At 41.8% G+C, this 19268-nt stretch carries 11 protein-coding genes; 9 read left to right on the plus strand and 2 right to left on the minus strand.

Going from position 1 to position 19268, the window contains the following annotated elements:
- Positions 1 to 15 precede the first annotated feature (15 nt).
- Both rlmN and BMY70_RS25040 read left to right on the plus strand, forming a co-directional pair.
- Positions 16 to 1068, plus strand: coding sequence for a dual-specificity RNA methyltransferase RlmN (gene rlmN / locus BMY70_RS25035; protein ID WP_090339716.1), 1053 nt, complete (start codon positions 16 to 18; stop codon positions 1066 to 1068).
- Between the two features lie 253 nt (positions 1069 to 1321).
- The gene (locus tag BMY70_RS25040; RefSeq protein ID WP_090339718.1) at positions 1322 to 2743 is read left to right on the plus strand and encodes an inorganic phosphate transporter; all 1422 of its coding nucleotides are present in this window, start codon (positions 1322 to 1324) and stop codon (positions 2741 to 2743) included.
- Positions 2744 to 2835: 92 nt separating this feature from the next.
- On the opposite strand, the gene BMY70_RS25045 is transcribed toward BMY70_RS25040, so the two are convergent.
- Positions 2836 to 3258, minus strand: a complete 423-nt coding sequence (locus tag BMY70_RS25045) for a winged helix-turn-helix transcriptional regulator (protein WP_090339720.1) — start codon at positions 3256 to 3258, stop codon at positions 2836 to 2838.
- An 83-nt stretch (positions 3259 to 3341) separates the two neighbouring features.
- Between BMY70_RS25045 and BMY70_RS25050 the strand changes: the two genes are divergently transcribed.
- From BMY70_RS25050 to nadB, 3 genes are all read left to right on the plus strand, one after another.
- Positions 3342 to 4151, plus strand: coding sequence for an alpha/beta hydrolase (locus BMY70_RS25050; RefSeq protein ID WP_218148678.1), 810 nt, complete (start codon positions 3342 to 3344; stop codon positions 4149 to 4151).
- Between the two features lie 232 nt (positions 4152 to 4383).
- Positions 4384 to 5379: a quinolinate synthase NadA gene (gene nadA, locus BMY70_RS25055; RefSeq protein ID WP_090339723.1), complete on the plus strand. Its 996-nt coding sequence runs from the start codon at positions 4384 to 4386 to the stop codon at positions 5377 to 5379.
- Between the two features lie 107 nt (positions 5380 to 5486).
- A complete protein-coding gene (nadB, locus tag BMY70_RS25060; protein WP_090339725.1) occupies positions 5487 to 7067 on the plus strand; it encodes an L-aspartate oxidase in 1581 nt (526 codons plus the stop codon).
- A 101-nt stretch (positions 7068 to 7168) separates the two neighbouring features.
- On the opposite strand, the gene BMY70_RS25065 is transcribed toward nadB, so the two are convergent.
- Positions 7169 to 8530 carry a vanadium-dependent haloperoxidase gene (locus BMY70_RS25065; protein ID WP_090339728.1) on the minus strand — a complete coding sequence of 454 codons (1362 nt, stop codon included), beginning with the start codon at positions 8528 to 8530 and terminating at the stop codon, positions 7169 to 7171.
- 645 nt (positions 8531 to 9175) lie between these two features.
- On the opposite strand from BMY70_RS25065, the gene BMY70_RS25070 reads away from it, so the two are divergent.
- From BMY70_RS25070 to BMY70_RS25085, 4 genes are all read left to right on the plus strand, one after another.
- Entirely contained in the window at positions 9176 to 12442 is a 3267-nt protein-coding gene (locus tag BMY70_RS25070) for a SusC/RagA family TonB-linked outer membrane protein (protein WP_090339731.1), read from the plus strand.
- A gap of 12 nt (positions 12443 to 12454) precedes the next feature.
- Positions 12455 to 14335, plus strand: coding sequence for a RagB/SusD family nutrient uptake outer membrane protein (locus tag BMY70_RS25075; protein WP_090339734.1), 1881 nt, complete (start codon positions 12455 to 12457; stop codon positions 14333 to 14335).
- A 104-nt stretch (positions 14336 to 14439) separates the two neighbouring features.
- The gene (locus BMY70_RS25080; protein ID WP_090339872.1) at positions 14440 to 17838 is read left to right on the plus strand and encodes a VCBS repeat-containing protein; all 3399 of its coding nucleotides are present in this window, start codon (positions 14440 to 14442) and stop codon (positions 17836 to 17838) included.
- A complete protein-coding gene (locus tag BMY70_RS25085; protein WP_090339737.1) occupies positions 17835 to 19190 on the plus strand; it encodes a vanadium-dependent haloperoxidase in 1356 nt (451 codons plus the stop codon). The genes BMY70_RS25080 and BMY70_RS25085 overlap by 4 nt, the downstream gene beginning before the upstream one ends.
- Positions 19191 to 19268 lie beyond the last annotated feature (78 nt).

Below are 19268 nucleotides of genomic sequence, written 5' to 3' on the forward strand. Positions count from 1 at the left end.
ATAGTTATAGAAATAATGGCCGAAGTACAAGAAAAGCAGGATATAAGGAAGTTAAGTGTTGATCAGTTGAAAGGCTGGATGGCTGAGCATGGGGAAAAGGCATTTCGTGCAAAACAGATTTACGAATGGATATGGAAAAAATCGGCATCATCTTTTGCTGAAATGACAAATCTTTCGCTTGCAACCAGACAGTTGATAGATGAACACTTTGTGATCAATGCCATGACTGTTGCCAAACAACAGCAAAGCAATGATGGGACGATAAAGTCTGCTTTCAAATTGTTTGACGGCCACTTGGTGGAAGGTGTTTTAATTCCTGCTGCTGATCGTATGACTGCCTGTGTAAGCAGCCAGGTTGGTTGTTCACTGACTTGTAAATTTTGCGCAACGGGCTATATGGAGCGTAAAAGAAATCTGGATGCGGCTGAAATTTATGACCAGGTTGTGGCCATTGCCCAGCAGGCCGAAGCGAGTTTCAAAGCTCCGCTTACCAATATTGTCTACATGGGAATGGGAGAGCCGTTGTTGAATTACGCAGCTGTTCTTAAATCTATCGAGCATATCACTTCGCCGGAAGGTCTGAATATGTCTCCAAAACGTATCACGGTTTCTACGGCCGGAATTGCTAAAATGATCAAAAAACTGGGTGACGATGAAGTTCGTTTCCGTCTTGCACTTTCTTTGCATGCTGCAAATGACGAAAAGCGCAACCGGATTATGCCGATCAATGAATCCAATTCGCTGGATAACCTGGCAGAGGCACTTAATTATTTTTACAAAAAAACAGGCAATCGCATTACTTTCGAATATATTGTTTTTAATAATTTCAACGATACTCTGCAGGATGCAAAAGAACTTTGGGAATTTACCAAACGTGTTCCTGCGCGGGTAAATATTATTGAATACAACCCGATTGCCGAAGCAGATTTTACAAATACAGGCGCTGATCGACTGGATAAATTTGCTGCTTTCCTTGAAGACAGAGGAGTGTCTGTTCATGTTCGCAGAAGCCGGGGTAAAGATATTGACGCAGCATGCGGACAACTTGCCAACAAAGAAGGGAATTAATTATTAAACTTTTTCCCGATAAAATCTGATTTCCTCAGCCGGTGTTTATTTCATGTTTAAACATTGGCTGAACAGAAGCTCTTTATTAATGCCAATATGAATTTACTTAACAATTTCTTAACATTGCATCTATAAAGAATCAGTAGTTTTGCCTCGAAATCTTGTTCTTACCTAACCGGAAGGCTTGCCGAAACTTATTAATTCTGCAACTACCATTAAAGTGAGTTTTATAAAGTAAACTTATACGCTACTTATGTTTGGTCTTGAAACCGACATTTTTCTCCTTCTCGCTTTTAGTCTCTTAGCGGCTTGTGCCTTTGAATTTGTAAACGGTTTTCACGATACGGCCAATGCCGTTGCTACCGTAATTTATACGAATTCGCTAAAACCCAATATCGCAGTAATGTGGTCAGGTTTCTGTAATTTCTTAGGTGTTTTCTTTGGTGGAATTGCAGTTGCCATGGGTATTGTGAACCTGCTGCCCGTTGAATTACTGATTGATCAGAATGTCTACCACAGCGTAGCCATGGTCTTTTCTTTACTTTTCAGTGCTATTATCTGGAACCTTGGAACATGGTGGTTCGGGCTTCCGAGTTCCAGTTCCCATACATTGATCGGATCTATTCTTGGTGTTGGTCTGGCATTTACGTTTATGCCTGAAAATACGCATGGTGCTGGTGTAAACTGGTCAAAAGCACAAGAACTTTTTACCTCCCTGCTAACTTCTCCGATCTTCGGTTTTGCACTTGCGATTATTATCATGTTTATCCTGCGTCGGGCACTTTCAAAACCACTTCGTGATGTGGTGTTTAGCGAACCGCAAAAAAATACGCCGCCGCCAATCTGGATCCGGGTTATTTTGGTGACGACTTGTACATTGGTAAGTTTCTTCCATGGTTCAAACGATGGACAAAAAGGAGTGGGGCTTGTGATGTTAATTTTGATCGGAATTGTTCCGGCACATTTTGCCTTGGACAACAGTATTAATCCGGTCGAAATGAAAACGGAACTTGTCAGAATAGACGAGACTATCGGACGCATTGATACACTCGGATTATCTGCATCAGATCGTGAGCACTGGCATACCATTAAAGAAGAAATTGCCTTGCTGACTGTTCAGTTGAATAAGCCGCTGGTAGATAATAAGCTGCCGAAAGAAGTTCGTATGAATGCAAGAAAATCACTGCTTCTGATCAGTCGTAATACAAAAACGATTCTGGAAAATGGTGATGCAAACCTTAATTCTGCTGATACTGCGTTTTTGAAGGGACAGGCAGGTGGAGAAAAAGGAATCAGAAGATTTACAGATTATGCTCCGGATTGGGTTATTTTGATGATTTCTCTTTCCCTTGGTCTGGGAACGATGGTAGGCTGGAAAAGAATTGTGGTAACGATCGGTGAGAAAATTGGAAAACAACATTTGACCTATGCACAAGGTGCATCTGCTGAATTGGTTGCTGCAAGTACTATTGGTGTTTCGTCCTATCTGGGACTTCCGGTAAGCACAACCCACGTGCTTTCATCCGGTATTGCCGGTTCGATGGTGGCAAGTAAAGGGGTGAAAAATTTACAGGCCGGAACGATCCGTAATATTGTTATTGCCTGGGTATTGACTTTGCCCGTAACCATGTTCTTGTCAGGAACATTGTACGCATTCTTCCGTTGGATACTTTAATTGCTTTTGGTATTTAGCTTTTAGCAATTAGTTTGATTGGTTAATATTTCGAATCCCATATCAAAAAGATACATAGAAACCGCCTTGTGTTTTCATAGGGCGGTTTCTTCGTTTAGTGGTAATTCCGAATTAGAAAATGAGCAGGCATTTGTATTTTCGATCGCCCAGTATTTCTGTCCCCACAAGTGAAGATCCAGAATTATTGCCAGCAGCTCTTTCCCTTTTTCTGTCACCTGATAAACAATTTGCGTTGGTATCTTATCAGTTAGAACCGTTTTACTGACCAGATTTTCTTCTGTCAATTCACCCAGTCGTTTACCCAAAACCTGATCGGATAAGGAAGGGAATGCTTCTTTTAATTTACTGAATTGATAAACTCCCTTTGAAATACTGTACAGGATCTGCATTTTCCAACGGGGACTTATATTTGTAAGGATTTCATTTACTTCACAGGATGAAGCCAATATCTTCAAATTATAAGCGTTCGTCGAATTTTCTTTTATTTCGCTAGCCATACTGCGTTAATTTTTAGACGCACTTTCGGGTGAGTTATTGATGCCGTAACCATCATGACTGAACTTTGTGAAAAAAATAAATCATGATGAAATCAAAAGTAATTAAGTCAGTTTTTCTACAAATAGTTCTCCTCGCATTGATATTAGATGCTGGTAGCGTACAGGCACAATCGACAGAAAATAAATCTGTTTATGTACTCGTTCACGGAGCGTGGCATGGCGGTTGGTGCTGGCAAAAAGTTAGTTCCAGGTTACGGGCAGGTGGCGCAGATGTTTACACACCAACGCTTAGCGGCCTTGGTGAGCATGAGAATACACTGAACAAGGAAATCAATCTGGATACCCATATTGAAGATATTGTCAACCTTATCGAGATCGAAGACCTTCAAAATGTCATTCTTGTTGGCCACAGTTACGCAGGTACTGTTATTGCCGGGGTTGCAGACCGGATACCGGAACGACTGAAAAAACTGATTTATCTGGATGCGATGATCGTTGAAAATGGAGAAAGTGCGCTTTCCGTTCATCCCAGGGAGGCGCAGGAATCTTCTCGGAACTCTTCAAAAGCGAGTAACGGTCTAAGCATTCCTCCATTTCCTGTTGAAGCTTTCGGGGTGACAGATCCGGCAGATATAAAATGGGTTAGTGCGCGATTGACTCCGCAGCCATATAGAACATTTACACAGAAGCTGATTTTGAAAAATGCATATGGCAATCATCTGCCGCTAGTTTACATTGCTTGTATCAATCCACAAATGCCTGTTTTAAAAACTTTTTCAGATCGTGTCAAAACGAAGAAAGACTGGAAGCATTATTCTTTAAATACCGGACATGATGCGATGATCACAGCTCCGGACGAATTGTCGGACTTACTTAAATCTGTTGTGAAATAAAACTCAATATAGGTTTGCTTAAAACTTCTTCCCGATCCCGGGGAGAAGTTTTTTGTTTGTAAATAAACCAGATTATTCAAAAAGATGTTTCACAGTCGAAGATATGACAGCCCTTTACAGATAATATTTCATGATGAACGTCCCGTAGAAGGGATTCTTTGGTTTTGAAAAGTATATTCTCGTAATTCGGCATGATTTTTAACAATCAACAAAAAGCCAATTATTCACCATAATGACAACCATTGAAGAGCAAGTAGCGCGTTACGGTTATGTGACTGAAACGATCGCAGAAGATATTGATTTGATTGCTGAGATTAATCGATTGAAAAAGGAAAAGAATGCAGTCATTTTAGCACACTATTATGTAGATGCAGAAATTCAGGATTTGGCCGATTATATAGGTGACAGTTTAGGATTATCACAGCAGGCCGCCGCTACGGAAGCCGATATGATTATTTTCTGCGGCGTACATTTCATGGGCGAAACGGCGAAGATTTTGAGTCCGAACAAAAAAGTGGTCATTCCGGACCTTAACGCCGGATGTTCTCTTGCGGATTCCGCCCCGGCGGATAAATTTGCTGCCTTCAAAGCGCAGTATCCTGACCACATTGTGATCAGCTATATCAACTGCTCGGCCGAAATCAAAGCGTTGACAGACATCGTTTGTACTTCGTCAAATGCTTTGCAAATCGTAAACAGTTTACCCAAAGACCAGAAAATTATTTTTGCGCCTGACGCAAATTTGGGAAGATATGTTTCTCAAAAAACAGGCCGCGATATGGTTTTGTGGGATGGAGCCTGTATCGTTCACATTGATATTTCCCGTGAAAAACTGGCGGAGCTTCGCAAAGATAACCCGGATGCTCTATTGATCGCCCATCCGGAATGTAAGGAAGATATTTTGCTGCAATCGGATTTTGTAAGCTCTACAACAGGACTTTTGAAATTTGTTCAGGAATCTGATCACGATAAATTTATTGTGGCAACGGAGGCTGGTATTTTACATAAAATGAAACAGGCCGTTCCTCATAAAAAATTGATTCCTGCTCCTGGTTCTGACAATAATACCTGCGCATGTTCCGAGTGCCCATATATGAAAATGAACACGCTGGAGAAAGTTTATAACGCGCTTTATTACGAACAACCAGAAATTTTCGTACCGGAGGATATTCGTTTAAAGGCTTACGAATCCGTTGCGAGAATGCTGGAATTGAGTAAAGGAATTTGATTTTTGACTTATTACTCCGACATATGAGATTTTTGACCACTGGCCAGGCGCTTTGAAAATCTCATATCTTGTCTTTTTATTGAATGATACACGTTTATATTTAGCCTATGCCCCAGTTCGATTTCCTGATCATTGGTTCCGGTATTGCCGGACTTAGTTATGCCGCAAAATTGGCACGACACTTTGAAAATACTCAGGAACATGTTTCTATTGCAGTAATCACCAAGGTGCAAGCCGATGAAACGAATACCAAGTATGCTCAGGGCGGAATTGCCGTAGTTTGGGCAGAATCGGATTCATTTGAAAAGCATATCCATGATACGATGGATGCGGGCGATGGGATTAATAAACCGAATATTGTTGAGATTGTTGTAAAAGAAGCGCCGGAACGTATTCAGGAATTGATTGATTACGGAACACGCTTTGATAAAGAGCCGGAAGGGAATTATGATCTTGCCAAAGAAGGCGGACATTCGGATAACCGGATTTTGCATTTTAAGGATATCACCGGAGCAGAAATAGAGCGCGCGCTTTTAGAAGAAGTAAAACGTCATAAAAATATTGAGGTTTTTACGCATTATTATGCAGTTGAATTGATTACACAACATCATCTGGGAGAAACGGTATATCGTTACCGTGAAGATATCAAGTGTTTTGGCGCCTATGTTTTAAACCGCCGTTCCGGGCAAGTCGAGAAGTTTTTGGCAAAAACGACGATGCTGGCAACAGGAGGGATTGGAAATATTTATCAAAGTACGACGAATCCAACGATTGCAACAGGTGACGGAATTGCGATGGCGTATCGTGCCAAAGGAATTTGTGATAACATGGAGTTTATCCAGTTTCATCCTACCAGCTTTTATCTTCCCGGAATAAAACCTTCATTTCTTATCTCAGAAGCCGTACGCGGCTTCGGCGGGATTTTGAAACGTGCCGACGGGAGTACTTTCATGGAGTTATATGATGATCGGCTTTCCCTTGCGCCGCGTGATATAGTGGCCCGTGCCATTGACTCGGAAATGAAGAAAAATGGTATTGATCACGTCTATCTGGATGTGCGGCATTGTGATTACGAAAAATTTCTGGAACATTTTCCAAATATTACACAGTACTGCCTTGATGCCGGTATAGATGTCAGAACGGATATGATTCCGGTCGTTCCGGCACAGCATTATATGTGTGGCGGAATCCGGGTAAGTGAATGGGGGAAAACGAATATTAATTTCTTATATGCGGTAGGAGAGTGCGCCTGCACGGGTTTGCACGGAGCAAATCGTTTGGCTTCGAATTCGCTGTTGGAAGCTGTGGTTTTTGGACACCGGGCTTACGAAAGTACGCTGGAAAGTTTCCACAAGGCCGTCATTCCGGACAATATTCCTGAATGGGATGATTCAGGTACGACGCATCCCGAAGAAAATGTTTTGGTGACGGAAATGACCCGCGAATTGAATAGTATTATGTCAAATTATGTGGGTATTGTTCGTACAGACCGACGCATGAAACGGGCATATGATCGTTTGGAATTGCTGCATGATGAGCATGAGGAATTATACCGCCAGTCGAAGGTATCTGTTGCCATTTGTGAACTTCGAAATATGATTTCTGTTTCTTATCTGATCATTAAAATGGCGATGGCAAGAAGAGAAAATATTGGATTGCATTTTAATGCGGATCATGTGAAGATGTAGATTTTCTTCCAATACATAGAAAAACCCAAGGTGTAACCTTGGGTTTTTCTATGTCTGATATTTCATGAGTTTAGCGAGCGGCTTCGCATTTTTTGTATTCGCTATTTGGATGTGGCAGCAACTGTTTTTTCGTTTTTTCTCGTAATCAACTTTTTCAGAATGTTTGCCCCGATTTTCTCTCCCAGATGCGTTCCTTCTTCAACACCGTCCCGGTAATGAATCCCGCCATAAACTCGGCTAATTGAGGCATCCCAGTAAGCTTCCTTGAAAGATTTGAACGATTTGACCCCATGACCATATTTTTTTTCAGTGGTATCCGTAAACGCGATATTCTCACCAATCAGCTTTGTTAAAACGGTTCCGCAAGCGGCGGAAATTGTACTATGTCCGCTAACATACTCAGGAAATGCAGGTGTTTCCAGGAAAGGACGCCAATTTGGATCCCAGTTATTATTGATAACGGTTTCAGGACGAATACGTACGCTGCGGTATTTTTCATCCCAGCATGATACAAAAGCGTCAAATAGGGATAAGGCTCCCAAAGTGTAAGCTTCATTCACTTCCATCAGATTTAACTTTTTTTCCGTTGCAACATTTTTGATTATCGCAAGCCAGTGGCCGGCCGGGGTCATCTTTTTATTTGCGAACATCGCATGGCCGACGACGTTGGTAACGAACGCATTATCGTCCCAGAAATAAGCTGTCGCCTTTTGCTCTTCCGTAAGATTTTTACCTATATCGTAAACCTCCATTGTCAGTTTCATGAAAGCACTATTCTTGTTTAAATCATATTTTGCCGGAGGCGGGCATCTGAACTGGGTTACCGAGTCCAACGAGAAAGTCCTGACCGTATTCCACATCGGTTCGCATGCGTCTGCATAGGCGGGAGGCGTAGGCACCCATGTGCCTGGTTCATTCGTAACGGTATACCTGTACCCGCGTATTTCTTTGTAATGATCCTTTGAAGCATGTGCCAGAATATGTTTGGCCACGGTGTCGCCATAGGCTATCGAACGTTCATAAACGTCGTCCGGAATACCCATCTCCTCATACTTTTTAAATAGATTTTTCTCGTAGTCATCCCACAGATTGCCGGAGAATGTCAGCGTTCTGCCAACTACGGTAAATGCCTTGATACTTGCAACCGGGAAACAATATTCCACTCCTGGATCTGGTTTTGGAGGCGGTGGGAACTTGTTTATTTGACCTGCAAGTGACTGAAAATCCTTGTGCCCTGGTACTAGTGCTTCGTAGGCGGCAAGAAAGGAGTAACTGTAAATTCTCGCTGCAACAGGTGGTTTGAAAATATCATGGATAATCACATCCGTCAACTGCGTGGTTGTTTCGTGGAAAAGTTTCGGGTCAGATGCTTTAGCATTATATTCTTCCGGAGATGTCGTTTTCTGGCAAGAAAGGAATGAGGCGAAAAGTAATATTGGTAGACTTAATTTTATGAATCTCATTTTATTTAGTATGAAAAGCAAGTACTCCGGCGTGTTCGTTGTGTGATAAGGGAAGTCCATATTTTGCACGAATATAGCTAACATATCGTCAGAAATGTGTAATAATATGAAGAATAAAGATAATAAATGATTGGAATTATATTATATCCTGCCAACTGTTTTTATAATACCAACTAACGTTCCGCTAACTCCCAGGTTTGACAGCTTATCAGATGGCCCTCAAAAATTCTAAGTTTTATTTGACCTGTTTAGTCAAAAAACACAACATTTTTGCAAATATCCAGTTGATATTTTTGTTATTTTTTAAGAATGCATATTGATATAAGAAGAACGCTTTTTTTTGTGAAGTATTTAATATCTTTTTGTACATGAGAATGAGTAGAAATGATTTTAGGGTACTTATTTAATATAATTATGTAGGATACTGGTTTCTTACTTGCAATCACCTCAAAATGCAATTTTAGAATTAACCTTTTTATCACATTTAACCCATAGCAAATGCAATAATTTTACATTTTTGACGTCTGCAAAATTGTGTAATTCAGACACCAGATTTTGTAGGAGTTTTTTTGTCTTCTGATCTCCGTTTTAGGAGAAAAAGTGCACGTTTTTACGCAATCTATTTTATTACTTACCAATTAATCTATGAGAATTAATACTCAATGTAAGTATCGTCTTTCCGGACGATATGTTCTTTCTCTCTTTCTTGCCTTTGGCGTGGCGCTTGGAGCATTTGCTCAGTCCAACGTGAAGGGTAAAGTCAAAGATGACACAGGCCAGGGGCTGCCGGGTGTGAGTGTGGTCGTTAAAGGAACGACTGCCGGAACTGTTACTGATATTGATGGAAATTACACCGTTAGTGTACCTGATGCAAATGGTACGCTTGTATTTTCTTTTATCGGTTATTTGACGCAAGAAATTCCACTTAACAACAAATCTGTTTTAGATGTTACACTTGCCACAGACATAAAGTCTTTGAATGAGGTAATTGTTGTAGGTTATGGTACTGCAAAAAAAGCAACAGTAACCGGTTCGGTTGTTGCTGTTAAAGGTACTGAACTTGAAAAAGCACCTTCGGCCAACCTTTCCAACTCATTGGGTGGCCGTCTTCCAGGTGTATCTGCGGTTCAGTCGAGTGGTGAGCCAGGGTATGACGGATCTGCAATCCGTATCCGTGGTACCAACTCATTGGGTAACAGTGATGCCTTGATCGTTGTGGATGGTGTTCCTAACCGTAGTGGTGGTTTGGATCGTATCAACCCGGCTGATATCGAAAGCGTTTCGGTTTTGAAAGATGCAGCAGCTGCGATTTATGGATCACGTGCGGGTAACGGGGTAATCCTTATTACAACAAAACGTGGTAAATCAGGTAAGCCTCAGATTTCTTACGATTATAACTTCGGTCTTGCCCGTCCTACACGGACTCCGAAAATGGCGTCTGCTGAGGAATATGCCATAATTCGTAACGAGCTAAAAATCTATGACGATCTTCCTGTCGGTCAGTGGCAAGGAGCTTTCCAAGGTTTCAATACCACTGGAAGTTATACGAGAACAGATAACAAAGAAGTTGTAAATGCAATTTTCACACCAGACGATGTTCAGAAATTCAGAGATGGATCTGATCCGCTTCTTCATCCAAACACAGACTGGTATAAAGAAGTTATCAAGGCATGGTCTCCTCAGCAACGTCACAACCTTCAATTGATCGGTGGTAGTGAAAACGTGAAATACCTTGCTTCTTTGGGTTATATCAACCAGGATGGTATTTACAAAAATTCTGCAACGGGTTACAAACAATATAACCTACGGATTAACCTGGATGCACAGATCAACAAATATGTTACCGCTAAATTAGGTATCGCTGCAAGAGAAGAATTTAGATTTTTCCCGAATGGTGGCGGCGCAGGCGACATTTTCCGTATGTTAATGCGTGGAAAGCCTACTGAGATTGCGTTATGGCCAAATGGTTTGCCAGGTCCTGATATTGAAAATGGTCAAAACCCGGCGATTATCACAACTAACCAGACAGGTTACAACAATGATAAAAAGGATTTTGTACAGACAAACGGATCTGTTGAAGTTTTGATCCCTGGCGTAAAAGGATTGAAAGTGACGGGTTCTGCTGCAATCGATAAATTGATGCGTCGTCAAAAATCTTTTGCGAAACCCTGGACACTTTACTACTGGGATAAGAAATCTTACGAAGCGGATGGCGTTACGCCAGTCTTGACAGGTTCTGTTCGTTCTACTTTTACCGATCCAAGACTTACAGAAACATCTTCTCAGGAGTTATCTGTCTTGCTTACCGGGCAAATCAATTACGATAAAGCTTTTGGAGCACATGCTTTCAATGTAATGGCAGGTGTTCAGCGTGAAAAAGTAGATGCAGATGGTTTCTTCGCTTACCGTCGTTATTTTATCTCGCCAGTTGCTGATCAGCTTTATGCCGGCGGTGACCTTGAACAAAATATTGGTAACTCAGGAAGCGAAACGGTTAATGGCGTAACATACAATAACACTGATCTTTATCAGCGTGCCCGTTTGAGTTATTTCGGACGTGCAGGTTATAACTACAAAGAAAAATATCTTGCAGAGTTCTTGTGGCGCGTGGATGGATCGTACATTTTCCCGAAAAATGGTCGTTTCGGTTTCTTCCCCGGGGTTTCTGCGGGATGGCGCGTATCAGAAGAAGATTTCTGGAAAAACAATATCAAGTTTGTCAACAACGTTAAATTGCGTGGATCGTGGGGACAAATGGGAGCGGAAGCTTATTTGCCTAACAGTTCAAGATTGGCTGAATACCAGTATCTTCCAACGATGTCATTCAGTTCTTACATTCTTAACAACCAGGTTGCTAAATCACTTTACGAAGCACGTGTTCAGAATAACAACTTTACTTGGGAAGTTGCAAACAACAGCAACTTCGGTATCGAAGGAACTTTGCTGAACGACAAGATCAGTTTCGAGTTTGATTATTTTTACAACGTTCGTTCTAAAATCCTTATTCAGCAAACAGGTTCTACACCAGCAAGTGCGGGTATGGACGGAAAACTTCCTCCTGTGAACTTGGGTAAAATGAAAAACAGCGGATATGAATTTAAAGTTAGTTATGACGGAAGCCACAACGATCTTACTTACTCGTTCAGTGTAAATGGTGGATATGCTAAAAACCAGATCACTTTCTGGGATGAGACACCTGGCGTTAGAGATTACCAGAGAACAACAGGCAAGCAGTATCAGGCGTTCCTTGCATACGAATTTGACGGAGTGTTCAAGGATCAGGCGGCTATCGATGCAAATAGTGTCGACTACTCAGCTTTGACAGCAAACCTTCGCCCGGGTGACATGAAATTCAAGGATGTTGATGGTGATGGTGCGATTACGTCGTTCGACCGAGTGCGTCAGGATAAAACACAACGTCCAACTTTCACCGGTGGTGCAACAATCAACGTTGGTTATAAGGCTTTCGACCTTTCTATTCTGTTCCAGGGTGCAACAGGTGGTTTGCAGTATGTAGGTTTGACAGAATCGGGTGATATCGGTAACTATTTGAAATATGCTTACGATCGTCGCTGGACAATTGACAATCCAAACAGCGATTATCCTCGTTTGGCTAACCGTAACAATACGTATTATACAAATACTGATTTCAACAACGGTGGAGCAGCTGCAAATACTTACTTCCTGAAAAGCAACAACTACCTGCGTCTTAAAAATATCGAAATTGGCTATAACTTGCCATCGGAAATTGGAAAGAAATTGGGTATCGGATCTTTCCGTATCTATGCAAATGGTTTGAACCTGTTCACTTGGGATAAAATCAAAGTCTGGGATCCGGAGTCCACTAACAACAGCGGACAATATTATCCACAGTCGAAAATTATTAACATGGGTGTACGCGTGTCATTTTAAAGAATATAAAGCATGAAATTCAATTATAAAAATATAGTACTTCTCGCATTACTTGCCGGTGGCGGTATCGTTTCCTGTAAAACAGACTTTTTGGACCAGGAGCCGCTAACTGAAATCCAGGCAGATCTTGTATGGAAAGATCCTGCTTTATCGACTGCCTTTGTAAACGAAATTTACAATGGCTTTCAGCAGGGTGGTTTTTCGGAACAGATGTTAGCATCCCTTACCGACGAAGCTACATTTACGCACACAGGTAGAAACATCAACACCATTAATGAAGGTAGCTTAAGCCCGTCCGCAACAGGATGGGAAGATGATACCTACAAATGGAGCCCGATGTACACACGTATCCGTGCCTGCAACCTTGCTTTGTCAAATCTTAATCTGCCAACTTCTTTCCAGGATCAGACTCTGAAAGATCGCTTGAAAGGTGAGATATACTTCATGCGGGCTTATTTTTACCAGCAATTGGTACGCATCTACGGAGCGGTTCCGTTGGTAACAAAAGTTTACGGTCTGGGTGAGGATTACAAAGTGCCTCGCAACACATATCAGGAATGTGTAAACTTTATTGTGAAGGATTGCGATAGCTCTGCCATTTTGTTAACTGGCAAAACGATGGAATCAGGCCGTGCATCTAAATTAGCTGCGCAAGCGTTGAAATCACGTGTTTTGCTTTACGCTGCGAGCGATTTGTATGACGTTCCAACAGCAAAGGCGAATTCAAGTGTTCTTGCTGCATATACAAAACCTGAATATCTTGGATATCTGAGCGGCGACCGCAAGGCGCGCTGGGAAGCTGCAAGATTAGCTGCGAAAGAGGTTATCGATGCAGGTGGTGGGTATAAACTGAACCTGACTGCTCCGGTTACTCCTGAACAAGGCCGAATTAACTACATTTCTCTGGCCATGGGCGGCGGCAGCGCTGATAAAACTTTGGACGCTTCTGCTTCCAGCGATCTGATCCTTGGACGTTACTTTATTCCTGGCAAAAGTGAAGGTGGACGCCAGACAGGTTTGAATAACGGACCTAACGGATACCACAACTGGGCAGGAAATACACCGATCGGTTTATTGGTTGATGATTATGAAATGATGGATGGTACGCCTTTCCGGTGGACAAATCCTACGCATGCAGCAGCTCCTTATAAAAATCGTGACCCGCGTTTTTACGCAAGTATCATGTACGACGGCGCAGACTGGAAACCACGTAATAAAATTTCTGGAAATGTTGATCCGGCTAACCAGATTCAGACAGGTTCTTATGATCTTCTGGATGATGCAGGCGCATTGATTAACAGAAAAGGTTTGGATACAAGAAGCAGTTCAATCGAAGATTGGAATGGTAGCCGTACAGGATACTACATGCGTAAATTTATCGATCCAAACCCTGATTTGGTAGATAACACGGATCGTCAGAATATCCCTTGGCCTTTCCTCCGCCATACGGAAGTAGTGTTCAATTATGTTGAGGCACTTATTGAGTTAGGCGAAGATGCAACCGCACTTCAATGGTTGAACAAAATTCGTTTCCGTGCCGGAATGCCTGCATTAACGGTTTCAGGAGCTGCTTTGAAAGAAGCATATCGTCACGAAAAAAGAATTGAAATGGCTTACGAAGAACAACGTTATTACGATGCAAGACGTTGGATGATTGCAAAAAATACGCTTGGAAGACCTCTGACATTTGTTACTGTGTCAGGTAAATTCAAAGCTGGCCAGTCAATGCGTGAACCTTATAAGTATGACGAATCTGTGTATACTTATACTTACACGCCGGTGGAGAATAAAGAACATGAAAATCGTCAATGGGTAGATAAAATGTATTTCCGTCCATTCAACCAAGACGAAATAAATAGAAATAATTTACTTACTCAAAACCCTGGATATTAAGAATTTCTTATCTTGATCTTGTAAAAGAGTAACCCGAAACTATGCCTCGCTTTTACGCAGGCATAGTTTCTTTTTTTAATACTTTTAAATTATCTGTTTCAATCATGAAACTAAAAAATGGCTTGCGCCCAGCCTCCCTTCTTTTTATCATCGTTATATCACTAGCCGGTTGCAGTAAATCAGAAAAATCTGAGGAAAAAAAAGTCACTGAAACCGGTCCGCAGCTTTTTACTTTGCTTCCGGCGGAAAAAACTAAAATAGATTTTACCAATACGCTGACCGAAGGTTTGAATACCAACGTCCTGATGTATGAATATTTTTACAATGGAGGCGGCGTAGCAGTAGGAGACCTGAACGGAGACGGTCTGGATGATATATATTTCACAGGAAATATGGTTTCAAACAAGCTATACCTGAACAAGGGGAATATGCAGTTTGAAGATATCACAACAGTCTCCGGCGCGGCTGGGCGGGAAGGTCCATGGAAAACGGGCGTTACAATGGCAGACGTAAATGGCGACGGTCTGCTGGATATGTACGTATGTTATTCAGGAAGTTTATCTCCTGAAAAATTAAAAAACCAGCTATTTATTAATAAAGGACCAAACGGTTCGGGTGTCCCGCAATTCGAGGAAAAAGCGGAGCAATACGGACTGGCAAATTCTTCCACTAGCACACAAGCAGCTTTTTTCGATTATGACAGAGACGGCGATCTTGATATGTTTCTTTTAAATCATAATCCAAAAGCTTTACCAATCTTAGATGAATCATCGACTGCGCAACTTCTTAAACAAGAAGATTCTTCGGCAGGTGCGCGGCTCTTCCGTAATAATATGTCGGGAAATAAGGAGCCGGTTTTTGAAGATGTTACCAATAGAGCAGGAATTCAGAGTTCTGCTTTGAGTTATGGATTAGGTGTCGGCGTGTCGGATATTAATATGGACGGATGGCCTGATCTGTATATTTCGAACGATTATTCTGTACCGGATTTTTTATATATCAATAACAAAAACGGAACATTTACCGATGTGGCGGCAGAAGGCCTCGGCCATACCTCACACTCGTCCATGGGTAACGAAATTGCTGATTTTAATAATGATGGTTTGCCCGATATTTTCACACTGGACATGTTGCCGGAAGATAACCGAAGGCAAAAACTTCTCGTTGGGCTTGACAATTACGAGTTGTTCGATTTCAATGTCAAAATGGGTTTTCATCATCAGTATATGCGGAATATGCTGCAACTGAATGCGGGCACATCAGGCGGTACGGCCGGGAAATCCGTGACGCCGGTGTTTTCAGAAATCGGGCAACTATCAGGAGTCTCGAATACGGATTGGAGTTGGGCGCCGTTATTCGCCGATTACGACAACGACGGCTGGAAAGACCTTTTCATAACCAACGGAAACCTGCGCGATTTTACAAACATGGATTTTGTGAAATATATGGGTGACCATTTGAAAAGAAAAGAAGGGCAGGTTCGCCGCGAAGATATTCTGGAACTGGTATATCAAATGCCGTCTTCCAATATGACCAATTATCTGTTCAAAAATAACAAAGACTTAACCTTCAATAACGTCGCTGCAAACTGGGGTTTGGGGCAGGTTTCCAATAGCGGAGGCGCTGCATATGCGGATTTGGATAACGATGGAGATCTTGATCTGATCGTGAACAATATCAATCTTCCAGCATTTGTTTACCAGAATGAAGGGAGCAAACAGCTCAAAAATCATTATCTGAAGCTGAAATTGCAGGGAGAAGGAAAAAACACAATTGGAACCGGAGCTAAGGTCACCATTTATCAAAAAGGTGAAAAACAATATCTTGAACAAATGCCCACGCGTGGATATCAGTCCAGCGTTTCTCCGATTCTCCATTTTGGATTAGGTAGTTCAGCCTCTGTTGATTCACTGAAAATTGTCTGGCCAAGTGGAAAACAGGAAAAAATTAATTCCCCCAAAGCAGATCAGCTGCTGACGTTATCAGAAAAAAATGCGACTGGAAAAATGGCTATTCCTTCACCCGTGGCGCCGTTGGTTCAGCAGGTTTCTGCACCCATTGCATATAAACATCCCGCAAATAAAATCAACGACTTCAAGCGTCAGCCGCTGATGGTAAATGCCGTTTCATTCTCAAATCCTAACCTGACGAAAGGTGACGTAAATGGTGACAAACTGGAAGATGTATACATTGGAGGAGGTTATGGAGAAGCGGGTAAATTATTTTTGCAGCAAAAAAATGGATCTTTTATTACAAAACCTGTTTTAGCCTTTGAAGCAGATAAGCAAAGCGAAGATACTGACGCTGCATTTTTTGACGCCAATGGTGATGGTTTTATAGATTTGTATGTGGCAAGCGGCGGATACTCGAATTTTCTGCCGGAAGATCCTTTATTGCAGGATCGGTTGTACATCAATGACGGAAAAGGGAACTTCACAAAAGCGGCAGATGCTTTACCAAAAATGCTTTTCAGTAAAAGCTGTGTTCGGGTTTCTGATATTAACGGAGATGGAAAACCTGATTTATTTGTTGGCGGACGGGTTATTCCGGGAAGATATCCGGAAACTCCCAGAAGTTATGTTTTGATTAATAACGGACAGGGGAAGTTTACCGATCAGACGGCGGCTGTTTGCCCGGAACTGGAAAAAATTGGTATGGTTACCGACGCAGCGTGGACAGATATGAACGGTGATAAAAAGCCAGATCTGGTTTTGGCAGGAGAATGGATGCCGATTACAGTTTTGCTAAATAATGGCGGGAAACTGACAAACAAGAGGTCCGACTATTTTGACAAATCATATAGTGGCTGGTGGAATAAAATTCTGGTAGAAGATATCAATGGCGATGGAAAACCGGATATCGTTGCCGGAAACATTGGATTAAATACGCAGTGCAAAGCCAGCGATGCGGAGCCGGTTGAAATGATTTACAAGGATTTCGACGATAACGGTTCAGTCGATCCGATTTTGTCATTTTATATTCAGGGAAAGAGTTATCCTTATGTGACCCGTGATGAAATGCTTGATCAGATGAGTATTATGAGAACCAGGTTTCAGGATTATAAAAGCTATGCTGATGCAACTTTGACCGATATATTTACGAAAGAAGAGCTGGAAGGTGCTTCGCATTTGAAGTCCAATTTCTTGAAAACGGCTTATTTTGAAAGCGACGCAGCTGGTAAATTAAAGGAAAAACCACTGCCGCTTGAAGTTCAGTCATCGCCTGTTTATACCATCACAGCATATGATTTTGACCAGGATGGTAAGAAAGATTTATTGTTCTGTGGAAACAGTAACAGAGCACGTCTCCGGTTTGGAAAGTATGATGCAAATTACGGCGTTCTACTGAAAGGAGACGGAAAAGGGAATTTTAATTATATACCACAAAATAAGTCAGGTTTTGCATTAAAGGGTGACGTTCGCAGTGTTCTGCCGATCGGAAATGCACTTTTGTTTGGAATTAATCAGCAGGAGCTGAAAGCTTATAAAGTCACTAAGAAATGAAAATCCGGTTATACCTCCCGATATTAATCATAACATTTTTAATAGGTTGTAATAAAAAAGGCGAAAAATCTCCTCAGCTGAATGGCGCGATCATTGGGCAGGTTACCAGTCAAATGACGGATGTAATGGTGCATGATGTTACAAATCCACCATTGGCTGCACGTTTTTATTCCTATGCTTGTCTGGCAGGATATGAAGTCGTTACCCAAAATGATTCCGCGTACAAAACGATGCACGGCATTCTGAACGAATTCCCCGAAGTCATAAAACCAGAGGGAGTCACTCAATACTCTTATCAGTTGAGCGCGGTTTTGGCAATGTTGGAAACCGCAAAAAAAATGCAGCCGTCGGGTGGTATGATGCTTCAAAAATATCAGGACCGGTTGCTGGATTCGTGCAGAACTCTGGGTTTTAGTGAAGAAGTAATTGCCGGGTCAGCCGCCTATGGCACAGGTATAAGCAAGCAGATTTTAAAATATGCAAAAGCTGATAAATATAACAGGATAAGTAATTTCCCGCGTTATGCTCCGAACGAAGCCAAAGGTAGCTGGTATCCGACACCTCCGGGATATTTTCCACCTGTCGAACCCTATTTTAAAACCGTGCGACCATTTACGCTCGATTCATCTTCGCAGTTCAAACCAGCCGCTCCTGCACCATTTTCAGAGGATAAAAACTCTGCATTTTATAAAATGATGCTTGCCAACTACAACGTAAAACCAGAAGGTGAAGCGAAGATCACGGCTGCATTCTGGGATTGCAATCCATTTGCTTTGGAAAACAAGGGCCACTTGTTGGTTGGAATGAAAAAAATATCTCCCGGAGCGCATTGGATCGGTATTACGGACATCGCATGCAAACAGGCAAAGGCTGATTTTTCAAAATCTATGTTAGTCACCACAGCGGTCTCTGTTGGACTGATGGATGGATTTATGGCCTGCTGGGATGAAAAATACAGAAGTAACCGTATTCGGCCGGAAACGGTTATCCGGAAATACATTGATTCTAACTGGAAACCGTTTTTGCAAACACCGCCGTTTCCTGAATATTTGAGTGGACATTCGGTCGTTTCATCGGCCGCAGCTATAATCCTGACGCATTATTTTGGAGATAATTTTGCATATACAGATACTGTCGAGGAACGCTTCGGATTAAAAGCCAGAAAATTCAGATCTTTTAATGATGCTGCAAAAGAATCCGGTTTATCAAGATTCTATGGGGGAATCCACTTTATGGACGCTGTGGAAAATGGATGGACGCAGGGAGAGAATGTTGGAAATTGGGTAGTTAGACGGCTGTCGGTTGTCGGCAGTCGGCCGTCAGGTCCAGATAATGAAACAGCAAGGCAGTGATAGCAATTATAAAATAAATTTAAGTCATTATTTTAAAATTTCACGACTGAAATCTGATATCCGACTGCTAAAATTGAC

The organism is Dyadobacter koreensis (assembly GCF_900108855.1).
In the GTDB taxonomy this organism is placed as follows: Bacteria; Bacteroidota; Bacteroidia; order Cytophagales; family Spirosomataceae; genus Dyadobacter; species Dyadobacter koreensis.